Below are 17,744 nucleotides of genomic sequence, written 5' to 3'. Positions count from 1 at the left end.
TTTATTGTTAATATTTATGCTTTAGTTTCATTGCAAAGTGATTTTGCTTGGGCGTGCCTCTTCTAGTTCTTTTGCATACTCTTCATCAGATATTTCATTAATATCGTGACCAGTACTCGCCATAGAACCTAGTTGGGTATTTTCAGCCGCTTGATCATTACTTAGTATTTTGTTTTTTAATTCTTTCTCTAATTCTGTCTCTTCAGGCAAATCCAAAGACACATAGCCTTTGTTGATGCGTGCTACATTTGCAGGCGAAAGTTGTAATTTCGTTATTCTAATTTGCGGATCAGGAAGACCTACAAAACATTCAAGGTCTTTAAGGCTTGCTATATCATTCGTTGTGATTAATGATTTTCTTTTTTCCTGCTCTGTATATGAAACACCATCTCTATGTTCATGTGCTCCATATGAGGTATTTTTTTGTTGTGACTGATATTCAATATTTCCAAAAATATCAGTAATTAAACGAGCAGTGCTTGGATCGGTACTTCTAAACATGAATTTAGTAGCGAACTGATCAAATAAAGTACTGCCGGCATAATGACCATATTTGTCAAAGATTTGATTCAAAGACTGCGTAGCTGCTATCACGCAACCACCATATTTTCTGCTTTCGGCAAGAAGCGTCGAAAGGGAATTTAATCTACCAAGACTTGCAAGCTCATCTATTACAAACCATATACGTCTTTGCTCATTAATGCCTTGCTCAACCAAATAAGAAGCTGCAAGCTCTAATATGCATGCAAGAAGCGGTAGCGTCACTTCTCGCTGTGACGGGCTACTCGATAAGAAAAGCCAGCTATTACTACCGCTTTCTATATTTTGAAAATACTGCTTTAAAGAAAAACACTTCTGAGTATCTTGCAGCAGACAAATTGGTCTAACCGAAGTAGTCATGACAGATAAAATAGATTCTGCAGTAGTATTATTGTTTTTTGAGAAATATCTAGCGGCTCTCGTTCCTTGCAGTAAATTTGCTAAATCTTTCCTATTTACTTTAGTCAATATGTTTTTAAGAGCAGTAATAGTACGATAATCTTTCTTGATTAAACTCTCTACGCATGAGGTAAAAAGTATCTCAGCACTATTTTGCCAAAACTGATCATTACTATTTCCAGTAGCTCGTTTGTCAAAAGAAAATAGTACTTTAGCGAATTTTTCAAGGCATGGGTCTATTTCTCCTACTACTATATTATTAGATGTAGCATCCTGCCAAAAATCCCAAGAATGAGAACGAACATCTAACGGGTTAAAAATAATATCACCTCTGTTTGGATCATAGTACCGCTCTATCATTTCTCCTGTCTGATCCACTATGATAGCCGGATGCTTTACATCTCGTACTTGCGGCAGTACTGTATTAATGAGATTAGTTTTTCCGCTACCAGTGCTACCTGTCACTAAGAAATGTCTAGTTTCTGTGTCCTTGATTAAAGGCATGTCACCAATGCGGAAATTACCTATTAAATTATGCTTTTTAAGATATTTCTTTACTTCTGCTGCAGTTTTAATGGTGCTACCACTTATGTGTTTGGTCGTTCTTGCTGTTTTGCCGAACTTGCTCCATACTACAAACACTAGAAACACTAAAAAGATAGTAGCGCCAGCAGCTAATAACAAGGTAGCTGCTATATATTGTTTAAGCATCATATATGATTGCTTGTATTTTGGCGTATTTAATATAGTTGCAACTTTAACATTACGATATGCTCTATCTACAGACATATCGTATATATCTATCCTTGGCTGTCGCCTCTTTGAATCTTCAGATATTTTAGGCGTAATATCCCAAATGAAGTCTACAAAGGACGCTCTTATATATGTTTTGGCAGCAAACATATTAATTGCTTTGTATTGCGGCAAAGTTATCAAAATCACTAAAAGAGCTGCAATAACAAAAGACCAAAATGTAGATATGCCAATAACCTGTCTAAACATCCTTACTTTATGGATGAATATCTGTCCGCCCCTAGTGTAATCATCTAACATTTTAGTACCTATTTTACCTATGTTGTTTTTTGTTCTATATGTACTTTAATTTTGTTTTAACCATGATACTAATACCGCTTTTGAGTATTTACGGTGATACTAATCCTTTGCAGAGTGATAATACCTTACCGCTTTCTGCCAGCTCTGATGTTTTTGGTGGAGTGATTTGAGTAGCTGAGCGGCATAAATGATATTTTGTTTTGGTGAGAGCATATTATCCAGGTTATTACCAAACTCTTGAGCATGCCATCGCCAGTTAATCTGCATAATACCTATATCAATATTAGTAATACCTTTGGCTAAATACTCCTTGATGATTTTCTTTGCTTCCTCTTTGGAGCTTGATTTAATAGATTTACCTGATACGGCGATCGCATAGGGTTTAAAACCGGACTCAACTTCTGCAATTGCTGCAAGTAATCCGCTTGGGATTTGATGATCTGCTTCTATTTTTTGTATCAGCTGTGGCATATCGGATGCAAAACTGGCATGACAGTAAGCATTGATAGTAAAATATAATAGGCAGTACTTTATTAGTTTGAGTCTACTGGCTAAACAAGGTAAGATATATGTATGATATTTAACTTTTAGGTATGATATGACGAATAGCAAAAAACAATATAGTATCTTTAAAAAACCTATAAGCAAGGATAATTTTTGGAACCTTGTTTTCTGGCTCGGTATGTCTATCGGTTTTAGTTTATCCTTAATTATAAGTAAAGTATTACACTTGCAGTTTCTATCTACTTCCATTATGTGGTTAACATTCATTTTAATACCTTTTATTGTTGTTAGAAATAACCCAGTTAAGTATGACCCTGAAGCAAAAATCTTTTTAAATAGTGAAGGGCAATCATTAAAAAATAAGCACCCTAGTTCTTTAGTATGGCTCGTATTACTAATAGCCTTTGGTGTGATGATAGTTTCTGCTTTTAAAAATAAATATAATTTACCGGAGTTTATTTTTGACACTTTTTGTTCATTCATACTGTTTGCTCCTGCTTGTTTATATTTCGTTGTATTACAATGTCCTATTAGCTGGTTGTTTAATAAAAACATTTGGACTGCTAAACCGCCAAAAGGTCAATACGTCGCGTCATATAGTCGCACCACAAGCATTATTGACGAACATCGCACTAGCCCACGTTATTATTATATGTCTGGCAATAGATATCATTAATTAGCATTCTACTTTTTATTGTCCTGTGGTATAGTTGAGGGGTTTTTAACTCCTCCTATGCCATCATCAAATACTTTGCCACCACTAACTAAATTATTTGCAGTCCATCCCTGCCCTATTCTATCTTCTTCACGTATATTTACTTCTTCCTGCTTTTCCTGAGCAGATTCTAGATTTGCCTCCTGTACAGCTTTATATGTGCCGCTATTTTCATATTGCATCTTTTGAAACTGTCCTTTTAGTTGCTGCTCTTTAGTATTGATATTTTCTTGCATCTGATCATAGCTTATACCTCCCATCTTGTTATAGGCAGTATTCTTAGTAGTAGCGAAATTTTGACCAGCTTGCTTATCTACTTGCTGCTCATAATTACTGCTTGCTGCGTTCAACCTAGCAGATGCACTATCTCCTGTTACTCGGCTATGACCTGCTGCTACTGAAGCTAAAACATCTGCTACCTTATGGTTGATTCGATTCTGCCATAGCTGTCTAAATCTTGGGTCGTTCCGCTCAATCATATCGTGAGCTTCTTTAGAGGATACACCATGCATTCGCTCTAAATCTTTCTGAACTTCATGACGTACATCATTATTAGCACTTGCCGATTGTGTTCTTTGCATATTTTCTGCTCTATGATATTGATCTGCCCTTTCTTGACTAATAGCAAGCTGTCTTTCTGCTCTTTGTTCCTCCATCGATGCAGAGTGTACTCCCTGGCTTAAACTTTGATCTATGCCCTGCTCTCGTGACCAATTCTCATTTGATGCTACTTTAATTAGATTGTTATAATCTTCACTAGTGCTTTGTCCTTTAGAATCACTAACTTTATCTTCTAATGCCTGATTTGTTACGTTAGAGGCGCTTATGCCTCCTTCTGCACTTACTGATATACCACTACCAGTGATCCCCATCAAAGGAGTACTAAAAGAAGCAGAAGCTTTCACAGCAGCCTCAGCGGCTTGACGATTATCATATCCATAATTCTTGGATAAGCTTTGTGCATGATCTATAACCTTTCTTGCCGACTTACCTTGTTCTCCTAATTCCTCAAAATTAAAGTTTTGTCCTTGCTGCATTTTATCAAGCACATTTTGGACATAGTCTGAGGTTCTAGACATTGTCGTACTTTTAGCGTCGCTGTAGCTGCATCTATCTGATTCTGCTATGGTATCCATGAGTTGCGTACCTTGACTGAGCTGTGCTTGGGTGTCATCTGCTTCGCTGAGCTTCCTATTGCCTACTGATGCAGTATAACCACTACCCCCTGAGAATACTTGCTCACCTGATTGCGTAATAAACTCACTTGTACCATCTGCATATTGAGCTCTATTAGTGCCATCAAAATACTGCATACCGGTATCTATTTTGTTAGCATTAGTATTTGCGTATTGCTGGTTACCGCTACTATAATTGTCAAAGCTCTTGTTGTTGGTTGCAACTTCTGATCCAATACCTCCTGATACAGACTGCACGCCTCCAACGATATTGCCTGCTAAATGCATAATGCCGTCACCTCCAAGCTTGGTTAACCAAAATGATAAAAATGGTACTAACATCTGAAGTGAGGCGGCAATAGTCACTATCGTATCTATCTTCTTGTACATTGTAGATATAGCGGCGTAGTTAATTACTTGCCTTGAGCCTTCAGCTAAATCACTATAGGTCTCCATGATCATATTAAGTATTGCATTTAATGCCGGCCATAGCTGCAAGGATACAATAATTACTAGATACGTCATATATTTAGCAAAGCCGCCGCTCATTAAAATCATCGGCACAACAAATATAAATGCTCCATATACAATGCACTTGAATACAACAAGCATTAACGGTAGGTAAATACTTGCCATATCACTTGAAATTAAACTACTACTCTCATGCTGCATGCGTGCTCTTGCGACAGAATATGATCCGCTTTTGAAATTTGATATAGCATTAATCATCATTTGCTGTTTCAATAAATCTTCCGCGCTACCCACGCCATAAGCTTTTTTAATGTTATTTTTGAAATAATGTTTAAGATATAAGCTCGCTTCTAAATCCAGGTTTCTTGGCTGTCCTTTTTCGGCATATGTGAAATACACCCCTTTGTCGTTTGCTTGGTTAAATATTCTATTAGAGAATTTAACTAATATTCTTTCCTCCTCTTGTGGAAACAAATGTTTCTCAAGATACGCCGCTCCTTCTTTGCAAGTCATTGATTCATATTTGCGGGTTACTGGCTCAAATAACTCAACCCTTCTTAGCCCGCCTGCATTGTCTTTAACTAGCTTCCAAATATTATCTGTGGCAAATAACTCTTCTTTAGTGAATCTGTAGCCAATCATCGCAGGCAGTACTACGCATCTTTTAACAAACTCACGCATGTTATTAACATTTACAGGGTCTTTGATGCGGACATTTTTAACTTCCTGCTTTAATCTCTGTCCAAAAAGCAAACCATAATTAAAATAATCAAAGCTCTGATTACTAAATGGTCTAAAAGCTTGCTCAAAACCTCTTGTTATGATATAGCCGAATTCTTCTAGAATCCCGACTGGGACTGCAAAAGCAAGTGGTATATGATCTACTTTTGCTGTATCCTTTGAAATATGATCTTTAATAATCATATGAGTTGATGGAAGTAGCAGTCCGTTGACTATGATGCAAAGCCCAAGCACTTTATAAATATGGCTCTTGAATTGACCAAGATTAGTAGCACCTGCAAGCTGGACCGCATAAAAACACCCCATACAAAACCACACTCCTTGTACCAAGTACCAATAAGCATCACTTTGCTTGAACATTGCAATTGCTTGCATGGTGTTATACATCGCATCAATATAGCCATATGTATGAATCGTTAAATCCATTATTTTGCCTTTATCTCAATAATTAATCTTTATTTGCTTTTTTCTCTATTGTTTGAACTATAAGGTCTAATTCCATTATTCCGCTAATTTGCTATCTTGATCGTATTCTTCAAACTGTACCTGAAAATAACTCTCATCTTGACGTAAGCGCATCTTCATTTGATTAATAAGATCATATCGCTTATATGCTGCTGATTTGGCACTTGCTATACTTCTCATAATTTCTCTTATGTTATTTGCAAATTGCTCGAATATCCCTGTATCAGATATTTGCACATATGATAGTTCCTCTACTGCATCCGCGGTTTTCTTAAGTAATTTAGCAAGATGCGAAGTTACAACGTCGTAACATAGATGAGTTATAAAATCGTGACTTTTAACAGTAATATTCTGACTAGATTTAAAGATCGCAAGATCCATCTCTATTTTACGGATCAGAGGCAAACTCGAGAGATCTATTAAATCCATTTCTTCTTCAGTAAAACCTGGATTTTCTTGATCCTGCTGGATCTTTGTCGTTATTGATTCAAGTAATTTTGATAATTTAGAATGTAGCGTGTCACTGCTTACAAAGGTTTTTGGCTGCTTACTTGGATTTAAACAAAGCTTGTCTTCATCACAAACGTATAAAGTAATTTGACCTGAATTCTTGTGACTTACTCCCATATATTGCTCGATCAGTTCCTGCTGGGCAAGAGAGCTATATACTTTGGGTGGCAAGCCTTTTTGTATGACGATTGTTCCAGATAAACTCATAAGTAACTCTTTAAGTTCTGTAGTACCCGTTTGAGATGCAGACTTACTTAGAGCCTTCCAAACTAAATTGAAATTCTCGCCTAACTGGGTTTTAAGCTCAGGATTATGTGATGTTGGATCAGTATCACTGTCTTTTTTGGCTTTTTGTACTATTTCTGCAGAATCTTTAGAGCTGCCACTTAAATACAAATCTGCTTGACGCTTTGCCTCAGCAGATTTAGCAAGCTTATCCATAGTGCCGGTAATTTTGGTGCCATCATACGCTCACAATTGACGTTTAATATGTCACTAACACTGCGTCCTACCGATTCCATCCATGTCATTAAATTCTCACATTGCGGACACATGGTTTTAACAAGCATGATCCCGCCATATACTGAAGCATTTTGTGCCATTTGCTTCATACTCTCCATCATCTCTTTACTGCTGATATATGAAAATGCTCCCATTCTTAAGTCAAAATGAGCATTACAAGGAAGCCCCCCTAATTTGCAAGTTGGCGGGGTAAAGTGACCTAGTGATATATCATCAATACCAGGCGTCTTGACAATCATAGAACCACCAACTAAATGTCCTCCTAACTGATCCTTAATAAGAGCAGCTTTGCTATTATTGGATAATGTTCCAGACGGCATAACGCTTTTCATTAGGGTTTCAATGCCGGCATATGCTGCAAATGACTGAAGCAATGCAAAAATAATCAAGAATCGTAAAATATTTGTTTTGCCGGCTACTCGTTTTGTTAGATTAGTTGTGATTTTTTTAAATTTACTAATCATTCTTGAACCTCGTGTTGCTGTTTGCCCCTTGCTCTGCTGCAAGCTTTGATATAAGTTCTTGATCTTTTAATATTTCATGAGCAAGAAGCATCTTTTCTTCAAGCTCACTGAAAGATAACGCTCCTCTTGCTATCTCAAATCTAGTCTTGCCGTCCTTAGTTACCAAAATCAAACTTGGTACTGACTCTATTCCAAGCATATTTATTAGCTCCTGATTAAAATGTGTTTTAAAATATTGTGATTTCTCTCCATTAGTGCTAAGTGCCTCTGTCTCTATTTTGTATTTTTGTGCAAACTGGCTTACAACAGGTGCTACCTGCAGGCTATAAGGACAATCACTACTAAATACAAAAAACAATTCTATTTTGTTTGCAAGCTCAGCTATTTTCTCTTCTTTTGCCTTTTGCTCTTCTTGCTGATGGATTTTACGACCGTAGAGATTGACTGGATTTTCTTTATGATTCACGTCGTTTGGATGAAGTAAATTCACAACTCTATATGAATGATCTAATTTTAATGCACTATCTAACATCTCAGCTTCTTTCTTTTTATAGGCATAGACATGGTCAAGATTCTCAGGATATCTAATCATCATATATTTTAAGTCATCTAGCTCTTTGCTGAATGCCTCTACCTCCGCCCTTGCTATTGCTCTTTCTTGCTCTTGTTTTTTTGCTTTCTCTAATTCTTGCTGTATTTCCTCATTTATTTTTTGTTGTTCACGTTCTTCGAACCATAACCAACCTCTATATCTTTGATGAAAAAACTCATTAGCAGATAGCGAGCTAGCCTGCATACAAATAAGCAAAATACACGCTACATTCTTAATTCTGCTGCATCTCATTCCGATTCTTTTACTTGCCATCCACTTGCCTTGTTATCCTGATTTTGTACATTTCCATCAAATTCTTTGATATCAGGCAAACTATTATTAATTTGCTCTTTTAAATCATCACTACTTGGCTTTTTGTACTTTGAGAAGAATTTAACCTTTAAGTCCTCAATAAATTCGGTGAAATCAATCTCATCCCAGTTAATTCTCTGTATTTCTTCAAGTGTTAACCCCCGGCAATCAGGAGTCTTGCCGCTACCAAAACTTATACCTAGCTGCTTTCTCGCTTGCACCTGTACTACCTTATCAAGTAACGTCCCAAAGCAACAATAATGGTGTTTGACAAGAGTCATAATTCCTGCCTTTTTGTTGCTTTCCTTACCTACATAAACACATAAATTCTTTTTTCTCTTCTCTATAAGTAGCTGCTCATTTTTACTGCATTTCGCTCCAATATTACTGCCCCAACCTTTTAAACTAGTCCCGCAGCAATTAGTGTAACTCGTAGCCTTTTTACTGCAATGCTCATTATTCCCCTTAAACAGATTAATATTTACTCCATCCCCTGCCTTCATCTCGCTTACTGCATATAATTTAGAGATAGAATCCATCATCTCACCATTAGTTAAAAATCTATGATCTACGCAATTTCCGTCTATACATGGAATACCCTCGCAAATTATACCCTCCTCCCCTTCTTTCTCCTGTAATCTTAATCTTGCCTTGGTACTTTCTTTCATCACAGGAACCCATCTTTTGCAGGAATATTCCTCCGCTCTATTAACGCAATTACCAAGGCTGTCAGTGAGTAAGCACTCTCTAAGAGAAACGAAATAACAATGTGAATATTTACCACAATCATCTTTACTTGGATAATCACAAATTTTCTCTACCCGGTACTCCCAGCAATCTCTATATACCTCATATTCTCCGATTGTCCTTGTTCCACTTGATATGCACTCTTTTTGTACATCTCTACATGGATAATTTAATTCAAATCTTTCATCAGCACATGCCGTAGATGTAATTAAATATCCAGTAAAAAAGATAAAAAGTAATTGTTTGAACATCATGCTATATTTCATCATTACCTAATTCTTTAACCTACAATGCTCATGCCAGACTTCACTCCATGAAGTACAAATCTTTTTCCAATCTCGGTACTGGTATTTAAAATGATATACATCCCACTTTACTTCATATCTGCGGCACTCACTCACACCACCACTACCTATAGGATTAATACCTATATTTTCATTAATTTGCTCAAACTCCGCTCCTATTTTATCCGCAATAACCGCTCTTAATTGATACTGCACAGAAGAGTCCCCTCTCATATTCATATAAAAATATTTCTTTGTTTTTCGCCCTCTTTTGTCCTTTTTATATAAACTGCCTTGACTAAGCCAATGATGGTGCTGTCTACATATTTCCTCACCTGCTATATCAATTGTTCTATCTTGCCACTGTAACCACTCGCGTCCCTCACTTAAGCATTTTAGGTCCAACGCATCACTACAACTGTAAACATTTCTTAATCGCTCACAAAAATGCTGATCATAAATAGTATCCTTGCTTTCATTATCTACTTCCTTCTTAAGTTCCATGAAATATTCAGGATCTCTCTCGATATTTCCTTTAACTGTCTTACAATCTACTCCTATATCTTTGAGATTCGCTATAATACTCTCTATCATCTTAGAACTTCCTCTTGCTATTTTCTTAGCATCCTCTAAATGTGCCTGCATGCCAGGTCTATTTAAATCCACAAACATCTCATTGTGAAATGGATCTCTTGCAAATTCTGCTCTAGCGATGCTATCTAGCTCCAATGGTTCTAAACTTTCTAGCCTTGTTCTCTCATTTGCAATCTTTCCTGAATCAGCTATAGGCGGCATCATGTTATCACCAATTTTCGCTACCACCCCTTGCTTATCCTGCTCTAGCTCGTTTTTGAACTCTTCGAGATTTGGAACGCTTCGCTCAAATAATGGATCAACTTTATTGATATTAGTCTCAAACTGCTCATCCAAATACTGACCCATAGCAACATTGGTAATAATTTGTATTACTACCAATAACAGCGTTAATACAGTAATAGTTTTTACTTTCATCTTGCTAGCCTTTGCTCTGCTGCTTCTTTCAAGTCTCCATGAATAGCAAATTCCTCTAGAGCGTACTTAACTGATACAGCTCCTTGCATAGAGTCGTATTTAGGGGGAGTGCCCCCCCGTTAAAAAAACTATCTGCTTCTTGACTCAATACTATCATTGGCACTTGCGTAGCTTTAAAATCTTTAAATGCTTCATCATCAATCTCAATACCACCAATCTCGCTGCTTCCTACTATTCTTTGTGCTAACTTTAATAATTCCTTGAAACTTCCATTAGGTAGCCCGTTAAACACTAAATGCCCGCCATATCTTTGAGCCTCCTTATAATAACTACGTAGCAAATTCAAGCTCATAGAACTACTGACTAAAATTCTGAGTTTAGTATTATCCTCTTTCATCATGCCTTGTGTATCCATATCTAAAGTTTTGTTATTGAGAGCAGATTCTGCCTCTTTGGATAGTTGCTCAAATTCTTGATATTTTTCCTTAAGCCCCTTATTTACTGTTTTTTGTAATTGAGCTTGGAGTTTTCCGGCAAATTCTATATCTTTCTCTGACATCACAAAAAAACTCCCAAAAATGGTCGTGCTAAAAACTGTTAAAAATATTAAAATTAAAGACCGCAACAATTTTTTTTCCTCCAAATTAAATAACCAAAATCTTGTCCTTTGTACGGATATTCTCGAAAGCTACTATAAGAAAGGTCAATAAGACCAACCGGCCAACACCCAATATCCTTGCCACCGGTTGTTGCTTTCGGATTCACTATCTGCAACTTGTATTGACTCTTTTTAATCTTTAAATTTTTAGACTTGCGACATAGTGGACCATTCACCTTAGAGCTGCTTGTTGAAGTTACATCCGCAAAACCTAGTCTATGCTGCTTTGCAAGGACTCTTAGCGTTAGTAAACTACTAGACTGCACCCCGCCCTCATGATCTGCATTCGCACCGCTAAAAGGATACATATTCCCAAGACAACCTCCACACCAAAACATGCTATCTATTGGCAATTTAAGGCTTGCAGCAGCACAGTCCATACTGCATGCTGCTTGTGCTATGGGACTGCCAAACAACAAGCCTTCCGGATTTAACAGGCTTTGTAGTTTCGGATCGTTCCAAGTAACATCAAACTCAGACATATAAGAAATATCAAAACTGCCTCTTTCTAAACACACAAAATCGGTAATTAGCTCAAGCCAGTAAATTAATGGATAAGCGTAGTAATGCACATGATAAAAACTATCATGCCTATAGCTGTTATCTGCATAACTCCTATTAAAACTACTGATTTTCTTATTATCGCTGCCAAGTGATATGCCGCCTAAATTGGTTAGACAATATGGCGTTCTTGTCACATCTACTAAACGCACTGGCTCCCAAAAACCTATCGATATTCCTGGCGTTGGAATATTTGCTTTGGTGCACATACAAATAGGACTACTTGGATTCTGAGTGTCTCGCTTTTTAGGCACTACTCCTTTACCAATACTTAAACTTCCTATTGAAATCGGTAATATGCAAGACCAGCATATATCTGTTATGGGATTGACAAACCGTCCCTGACATGTAATATTTGCAGATACTGAAAAAGGCACAAAAATAGCCATTATCAGTATGATTATTTGCTTAATCACCCGATCTTGAAGTCTGCCGGCAAGCTTTCTCTTCAAGATCGGGAATTCCTTAATTCTCATCTTATTTTACTGACCTCTATTTAATCTTCATCCTTACTTCCTTTGATTCTCAAATCTTTAGACAATTCTTCTTCTAATTCCTCAATAGTTGGTAATATTGTTTGAATATTTGCGGGTAAGCTCTTCATTAGTTGATATTCAGATATACCTATAGGACTTTCTACTCTTTTTAATGCATATTCTGCTATAATACGATCCTTACGTTCACAAAGTAATATACCTATTGTTGGTCCATCTTCCGGCATTTTTAATTGTTCATCTATTGCTGATAAATAAAAATTTAGTTGTCCAGTATGTTCAGGTTTGAAGTCTCCTCGTTTAATTTCTATTACCACATAAGAATGTAATTTTGTATTATACATTAACAAATCAATCTCGAATCTTCTATGAGACACTATTACCGGATAATTAGTGCCATATAATGCAAAACCTTGTCCTAATTCCATTAGAAACTGCTTCACATGATTTAATAACCCTTTATGTATTTCTTTCTCGTGAGCATCCTCTCCTATTGTCAGGAAATGAAACTTGTATGGATCCTTTAACATCTCTTCAGCTAATGCTGATGTAGGCAGCTTTAATTTTTCTTTGAAGTTTGTTGTTTTTATACTTAAATTTGATTGCCTTTCATATAATTCAGCTTTTATATTTTCTTTTAGTTGTCTATAGGACCAACCATTTTCTATGACCTTTTGTGCATACCATTGTTTCTTACTAAAATCTTCTTTATTTATACTCTGTAATAATACTATATGATGCGTCCAAGTTAATTGGTCAGGCAACGCCTGACTAATTGCAAATCTCTCGTAATGTGAGGCAAACATATACATATTTTTTAAATTAGTTTTTGAAAAACCTTTATTATCCGGAAAGCTTTTACTTAAATCTGCAGACAATACCTCAAATAGTTTGTCGCCCCATTTTGCTTTTTTCTGCTGTTCGATTATTAATTTTCCTACTTCCCAATAAAAATTAACTAGTTCGACATTAACACTTATATTTGCTCTTAATTGAGAGCTTTGTAACTTTAATTTTATTTCTTGAAGTAATATTTTATAACTTTCATTTAATGATAGTGCTGTATGAGAATTATTAGATGTCATATTTTTGTATTAGTTATTTTAAAATTCATTACTGTTCTTTTCATACTAGTTTCCGATTAAACTTTACTGCAAAAATGTCACGTAGTGTGTGATGAATTTGCTTTGTGTTACCTTTTATATTCATATCTTTATTTCTCTTATCTTTAACTTCTTTCCATCCTGCACAACTAACGCCGGTACTTGCTCAATACCGAACTTACTTGTTAGTTCTCCTGCTTGATCAAAATATAGAGTTCTTCCTATATCCTCTTGTAATTCTAATATCTTACCACCTACAAGGATGATCCGAATCTCTAAATTGTCACCTAGTTCCCTGCTTTCTTGTGTGTTATCCTCTTGCGTATTATTATCTACTTCCTTCTTTTGTTTGTTCATCTTTAATCGCTGCTTGAGCCACTCTATTTGCTCCGAGCTTCTGCCATCGATGAATATTAATTCCCGATCAAAATCCATATGATCCAGCGGATTCACTTTAGTTCCTGCCTTATGTAGTACTTTACCGTCCGGCAACTTAATATCCTCAGTAACTAGCAAACTTGGATCATACCAAAATTCTCTTGGCTCATTTGTAGCTCTTATGCCAAGAACAGGCTCCGGCTCTAGCACTTTCTTTGTTGCAATAGTTCGCATCTCTTCTTGATATTGCTGCAGATCAATAGCGGCTAAACGACTCTTGACCATCGCAACAAATCCTTCCTCTGCTACCTCATATGTCGCTGCTTGCTTGCCAAAATCTACCCCTAGCACCGAGCTACTCAATACTAATATTACAAATCCAAATATTAATCTCACTTTTGCCTTCAGTAATTAAACATATTACCTACTATTGCCCTTGATAATTATCGTTTTTACTAACAGTAGAAATACAAAGATACTGCTCGGTACTAACAACCACATTACGCCGTAGTGCACCACTGCCCACAAACCTATAGATTTACATAATAATAGACTCATCATTGACAATAACATGCTTGCAGCACCACATATTCCTACCTGATCTAATGCTTCTTGTTTTTGCTTCACATAACTTGCGATGACACTGCCACCACTAAAAAACATAATATAAGAAAACATACTACTTGCTCGGTCATATCCTGTATTTGCAAACGGTACATAACAAAATATGTACCATATTATTACAGTAAGTAGTATTAGACTGAAGTTATATGGAGTATTTAATATCTTATTCATAATTTGACATTGTTTGTTTTCTTGCATTTGTTTTACCTCCTAATTGACTCATTACTTTTACATATACTATTTTACTAATAGATTTAGTATTTTTGCCTTCTACATAATTATCACCGACAAATATTAAACGATGATAATCATCTTCATAATTAAAAGCTTCCTTGCGAATTAAATCAATTGCTTTGTTAATCTTGCCAAAAAACATTCTACCTTCAGGATCTTGTTCCCGCTCAAGTCTTGCTTTTTCTAAATCCATTATTTCACTGCGAGATACATACACAACTTGCATTCTATCTAAGTCATTCCCAAACACATGCGTACTAAAGTAACCAGTGCAGCAACCTATTAGGAATATCGATAATAATATTGCAATCATTATAACATTAACTTGACGTTTATCTTCTGCTGTGCTTAATAATTCTACTTGCGGTGCTACCTTAAATTCGTTCTGTAATCTCTGATCCTGACTCATGTTAAAATTATCTCCTCTCTACCGCTTTTGTGCTCTATGCCACTACTTCCTACTTTAAATGCCGGTAGCTTCTTACCTTTTCTTTTTATTAACTCTCTAATTGCCGTATCCTTATCTAAACCTCTGATTCTACATTGATGCAAAAACCCATAATCCTCATTCTCGGTCGAATACAAACACTCACTATACGGATCTACCACCAGCCTTCCAACAACACGCAAGTTACTGCCCATAATCATAATCTCTGAATATTTATTCTCGGCATCTTTAGTTAGCGTCTCTATTAATGGCACGCAGTGCTTGAATTTCTCAGAATTTCTCATTTGACCAATGCCACTAGGTTCTTGACGCAGCACGGCCGTCCAGCTACTGTTATTTAATATCGCTTGATGCTTTGGTCCATTATCTAAATCTTTGAACTCTTGAACGCATGTTATTAAACTACCGCCATATTTCCGGACGGTTCTTGCAAATGCTTCTAAAAATCCCACGCTATGATCAATAATTCTCCATGCCTCATCAACAATTAAGACAAATCTCTTGCTTCTATCTCCGCATAAAAATTGCATTGTTATTTGCATTAATATGATCCCTAAGATTACCGACAAAAATACCTCATCACCCTTGACTTCTTCAAATTCAAATACGGTTAGCGGCGAGTTGAATTTAGCATTCTTGCCTTGCTTAAAATACCGACCATGTACTCCGTTTGATGTATATGGATATAAAGATATTGCAAGATCTCTTCCGATGCCATTGTCCATCTCTTCTAAAACTTTGGCATATCTGTCTAAGTTTAACCCCTCTCCGTACTGCTTAATTCCTTCATTTAAACCTTTTTCAATAATGGCTTCTTTTGTATTATCTCCGCTAACTCCACACATCGTGCTAATAGTAGTTTTTGCATAAATAATCGCATCCTTTGTTACAAAATGCTCGCCAATCTTTAAAACCTCAATAGTCTCATTCTCTGCTATCTCTCTTGTCTCCTGATTCCCGGAAAATAATATTTCTAATCCTTCAGGAGTTAAGCCCGTACGCTGCATTATTTCTTCCCTGCTTCTACCTTCCCTCTTTAGCTTTTGTGCCTCTAAATATACCGCACCACTACCTATAATCCCGTGGAATGGATTAAGTGATAGATCATTAAGTGCATTGAATCTTAAAAATTCACTATTATCCATAGCTTCCGCAATATTTTGATAAGACGCACCTATATCAAGCACAAATACTTGTACATTCTGCACTACTAAACTTGTTGCCAGCTCCTGCAAGAAAAACGACTTTCCACTACCCGATGGTGCCATTACACATACATTATAGTTACCAGCTCCACCTACTCTATAAAATGGATGCCAGTTAAACATCTCACCTTTGCGACCAAGAAGTAATACTCCGCTCTTACTTATACCTTTCCACTCTCCATGAATCGGTAATTTTGCAACTACCTCACTTGCAGGCACATTTTTTACTAATTGAAAGAATTTTAAAGATTTCCAAAATGCCGCTTGCTGCATTGGAAAAATAGATAAAAGACCTACAAGATGTAGCTTGTCATTTCTGGCTAGCTGAAAATCTAAACTATTATAGTGGCTAAGTAATTTTTCTTCTGCTATTTCCATCGATACTCGCTTAGTTGTAATAAATACTTGGAAATTCTCAGTTAAAAATCTCTCGCCATTTTTGTTGCGATCAATTAATACTCTCCACCATTTAGCTTCATGCTGAAGACTCAAATCATGCCTTGTGTACCATTTCTCAGATGCATGAATACTGCGTAATCCTTCCGCAATAATTTTACCTTCATCTGCCTTGTTAATATTATTTGCTATGCTATAACTAATAACTAACCTTGCCGGAAAGCCTCCCTCAAGATCAGGTCCAAGAAGTGATACCATGTCGTTAATTGCAAAACTCTCAGGTAATCTTTTGATATAATATCCTCTTGTCACAAGATCAGTTTTTAAATGTTTAATCTCTTCTTCAGTGATACTTGCCTCATTAATCCCTTCAAGTACTTGATCTGATAATCGCTCTAATAAATCATGTTTGTTAGAGCTTTTTTGCGTATGACTTCCGCTATCTAAGCCCTTTGTGCCTACTTGTTCTTGCGGCGATAAAGGCGTTAACTGCATATTAATTAAGTCATTTGCAAGATACTTTAAATCAGCAGCATCACAGCTACGAGCATTGAGCTTAATTGATGCAAATTTCTTAAGCAGCTTTTCCTTAAACTTAACCAAAAGCTCTAATTTACTGTTATTGCCATCTACCCCTTTCATGCTACAGCTCACAAATGTTCGCCAGTCCCGGCATGTTCGTCCATCACTGCTACCTATATCCCTTGCCCTTTCTCTTAAAAAAGCTTCTCGATATTTTGTGATCCGCTCTAACATTCTATCATTATGTGATTTTCTGCCTTCCCGCCATAACCTTAATTTCTCTTCAATATTGTTACTGCCAACTACTAAAAACTGCATGTAAATACCTTCCGGTATCTCATTATTGAAAAATAAATTTAAGTTCTTCTCAAGTGACTCACTACTGCCTACTCTCATTGAGATTTCTGTTAAAAAGCCAGCAATACCATCATCATTAAAAAATATACCAATCCCCGGCACATAACTTTTATAATGCAGATAGTCCCGCAGTGGCACTGCTCCTAAAAAATTATTCTCGAGATGTGCATTTAAGCGTTTTCTTGATGTTTCTTTCATCTCACCTGATGCAAAACCGCAATAATCTTCTACTATCTCTATTAATCTTCCAAGCACCATC

At 36.4% G+C, this 17,744-nt stretch carries 16 protein-coding genes; 1 reads left to right on the top strand and 15 read right to left on the bottom strand.

The window, feature by feature from the left end; translation table 11 throughout:
• Positions 1-27: 27 nt before the first annotated feature.
• Together ACIAS7_RS07490 and ACIAS7_RS07485 are read right to left on the bottom strand one after the other, a co-directional pair.
• Positions 28-1,992 (bottom strand): type IV secretion system DNA-binding domain-containing protein, encoded by a 1,965-nt coding sequence (locus tag ACIAS7_RS07490; RefSeq protein WP_473199473.1) that lies wholly within the window; start codon positions 1,990-1,992, stop codon positions 28-30.
• A gap of 99 nt (positions 1,993-2,091) precedes the next feature.
• Positions 2,092-2,463, bottom strand: coding sequence for a transglycosylase SLT domain-containing protein (locus ACIAS7_RS07485; RefSeq protein ID WP_473199472.1), 372 nt, complete (start codon positions 2,461-2,463; stop codon positions 2,092-2,094).
• Positions 2,464-2,590: 127 nt separating this feature from the next.
• Between ACIAS7_RS07485 and ACIAS7_RS07480 the strand changes: the two genes are divergently transcribed.
• Positions 2,591-3,172, top strand: coding sequence for a hypothetical protein (locus tag ACIAS7_RS07480; protein WP_473199471.1), 582 nt, complete (start codon positions 2,591-2,593; stop codon positions 3,170-3,172).
• An 8-nt stretch (positions 3,173-3,180) separates the two neighbouring features.
• On the opposite strand, the gene ACIAS7_RS07475 is transcribed toward ACIAS7_RS07480, so the two are convergent.
• The 13 genes from ACIAS7_RS07475 to ACIAS7_RS07415 form a co-directional block, all read right to left on the bottom strand.
• A complete protein-coding gene (locus ACIAS7_RS07475; RefSeq protein ID WP_473199470.1) occupies positions 3,181-6,024 on the bottom strand; it encodes a conjugal transfer protein TraG N-terminal domain-containing protein in 2,844 nt (947 codons plus the stop codon).
• A 75-nt stretch (positions 6,025-6,099) separates the two neighbouring features.
• Complete coding sequence (locus ACIAS7_RS07470; RefSeq protein ID WP_473199469.1) at positions 6,100-7,014, bottom strand: conjugal transfer protein TraH; 915 nt, start codon at positions 7,012-7,014, stop codon at positions 6,100-6,102.
• A complete protein-coding gene (locus ACIAS7_RS07465; protein WP_473199468.1) occupies positions 6,960-7,559 on the bottom strand; it encodes a conjugal transfer protein TraH in 600 nt (199 codons plus the stop codon). Before ACIAS7_RS07465 ends, ACIAS7_RS07470 begins: the two co-directional genes overlap by 55 nt.
• On the bottom strand, positions 7,552-8,424 hold the full coding sequence (traF, locus tag ACIAS7_RS07460) for a conjugal transfer protein TraF (RefSeq protein ID WP_254170333.1): 873 nt from the start codon (positions 8,422-8,424) through the stop codon (positions 7,552-7,554). The genes ACIAS7_RS07465 and traF overlap by 8 nt, the downstream gene beginning before the upstream one ends.
• Complete coding sequence (gene traN / locus ACIAS7_RS07455) at positions 8,400-9,479, bottom strand: conjugal transfer protein TraN (protein ID WP_473199467.1); 1,080 nt, start codon at positions 9,477-9,479, stop codon at positions 8,400-8,402. The genes traF and traN overlap by 25 nt, the downstream gene beginning before the upstream one ends.
• A 3-nt stretch (positions 9,480-9,482) precedes the next feature.
• Entirely contained in the window at positions 9,483-10,505 is a 1,023-nt protein-coding gene (locus ACIAS7_RS07450; RefSeq protein ID WP_473199466.1) for a hypothetical protein, read from the bottom strand.
• Positions 10,506-10,560: 55 nt separating this feature from the next.
• Positions 10,561-11,064 carry a TrbC family F-type conjugative pilus assembly protein gene (locus ACIAS7_RS07445; RefSeq protein ID WP_473199465.1) on the bottom strand — a complete coding sequence of 168 codons (504 nt, stop codon included), beginning with the start codon at positions 11,062-11,064 and terminating at the stop codon, positions 10,561-10,563.
• A gap of 53 nt (positions 11,065-11,117) precedes the next feature.
• The gene (gene traU, locus ACIAS7_RS07440) at positions 11,118-12,200 is read right to left on the bottom strand and encodes a conjugal transfer pilus assembly protein TraU (RefSeq protein ID WP_473199464.1); all 1,083 of its coding nucleotides are present in this window, start codon (positions 12,198-12,200) and stop codon (positions 11,118-11,120) included.
• A gap of 20 nt (positions 12,201-12,220) precedes the next feature.
• On the bottom strand, positions 12,221-13,303 hold the full coding sequence (locus ACIAS7_RS07435; RefSeq protein ID WP_172686796.1) for a PDDEXK nuclease domain-containing protein: 1,083 nt from the start codon (positions 13,301-13,303) through the stop codon (positions 12,221-12,223).
• Positions 13,304-13,423: 120 nt separating this feature from the next.
• Complete coding sequence (locus tag ACIAS7_RS07430) at positions 13,424-14,050, bottom strand: conjugal transfer protein TraW (protein ID WP_254170329.1); 627 nt, start codon at positions 14,048-14,050, stop codon at positions 13,424-13,426.
• Between the two features lie 69 nt (positions 14,051-14,119).
• Positions 14,120-14,521, bottom strand: coding sequence for a hypothetical protein (locus ACIAS7_RS07425; protein ID WP_473199463.1), 402 nt, complete (start codon positions 14,519-14,521; stop codon positions 14,120-14,122).
• Entirely contained in the window at positions 14,487-14,966 is a 480-nt protein-coding gene (locus tag ACIAS7_RS07420; protein WP_172686794.1) for a hypothetical protein, read from the bottom strand. The genes ACIAS7_RS07425 and ACIAS7_RS07420 overlap by 35 nt, the downstream gene beginning before the upstream one ends.
• Entirely contained in the window at positions 14,963-17,743 is a 2,781-nt protein-coding gene (locus tag ACIAS7_RS07415) for a TraC family protein (RefSeq protein WP_172686793.1), read from the bottom strand. The genes ACIAS7_RS07420 and ACIAS7_RS07415 overlap by 4 nt, the downstream gene beginning before the upstream one ends.
• Position 17,744 lies beyond the last annotated feature (1 nt).

This window comes from Rickettsia sp. 109562A South Dakota (assembly GCF_055791265.1).
This window is presented reverse-complemented; position numbering and strand designations above follow the sequence as displayed.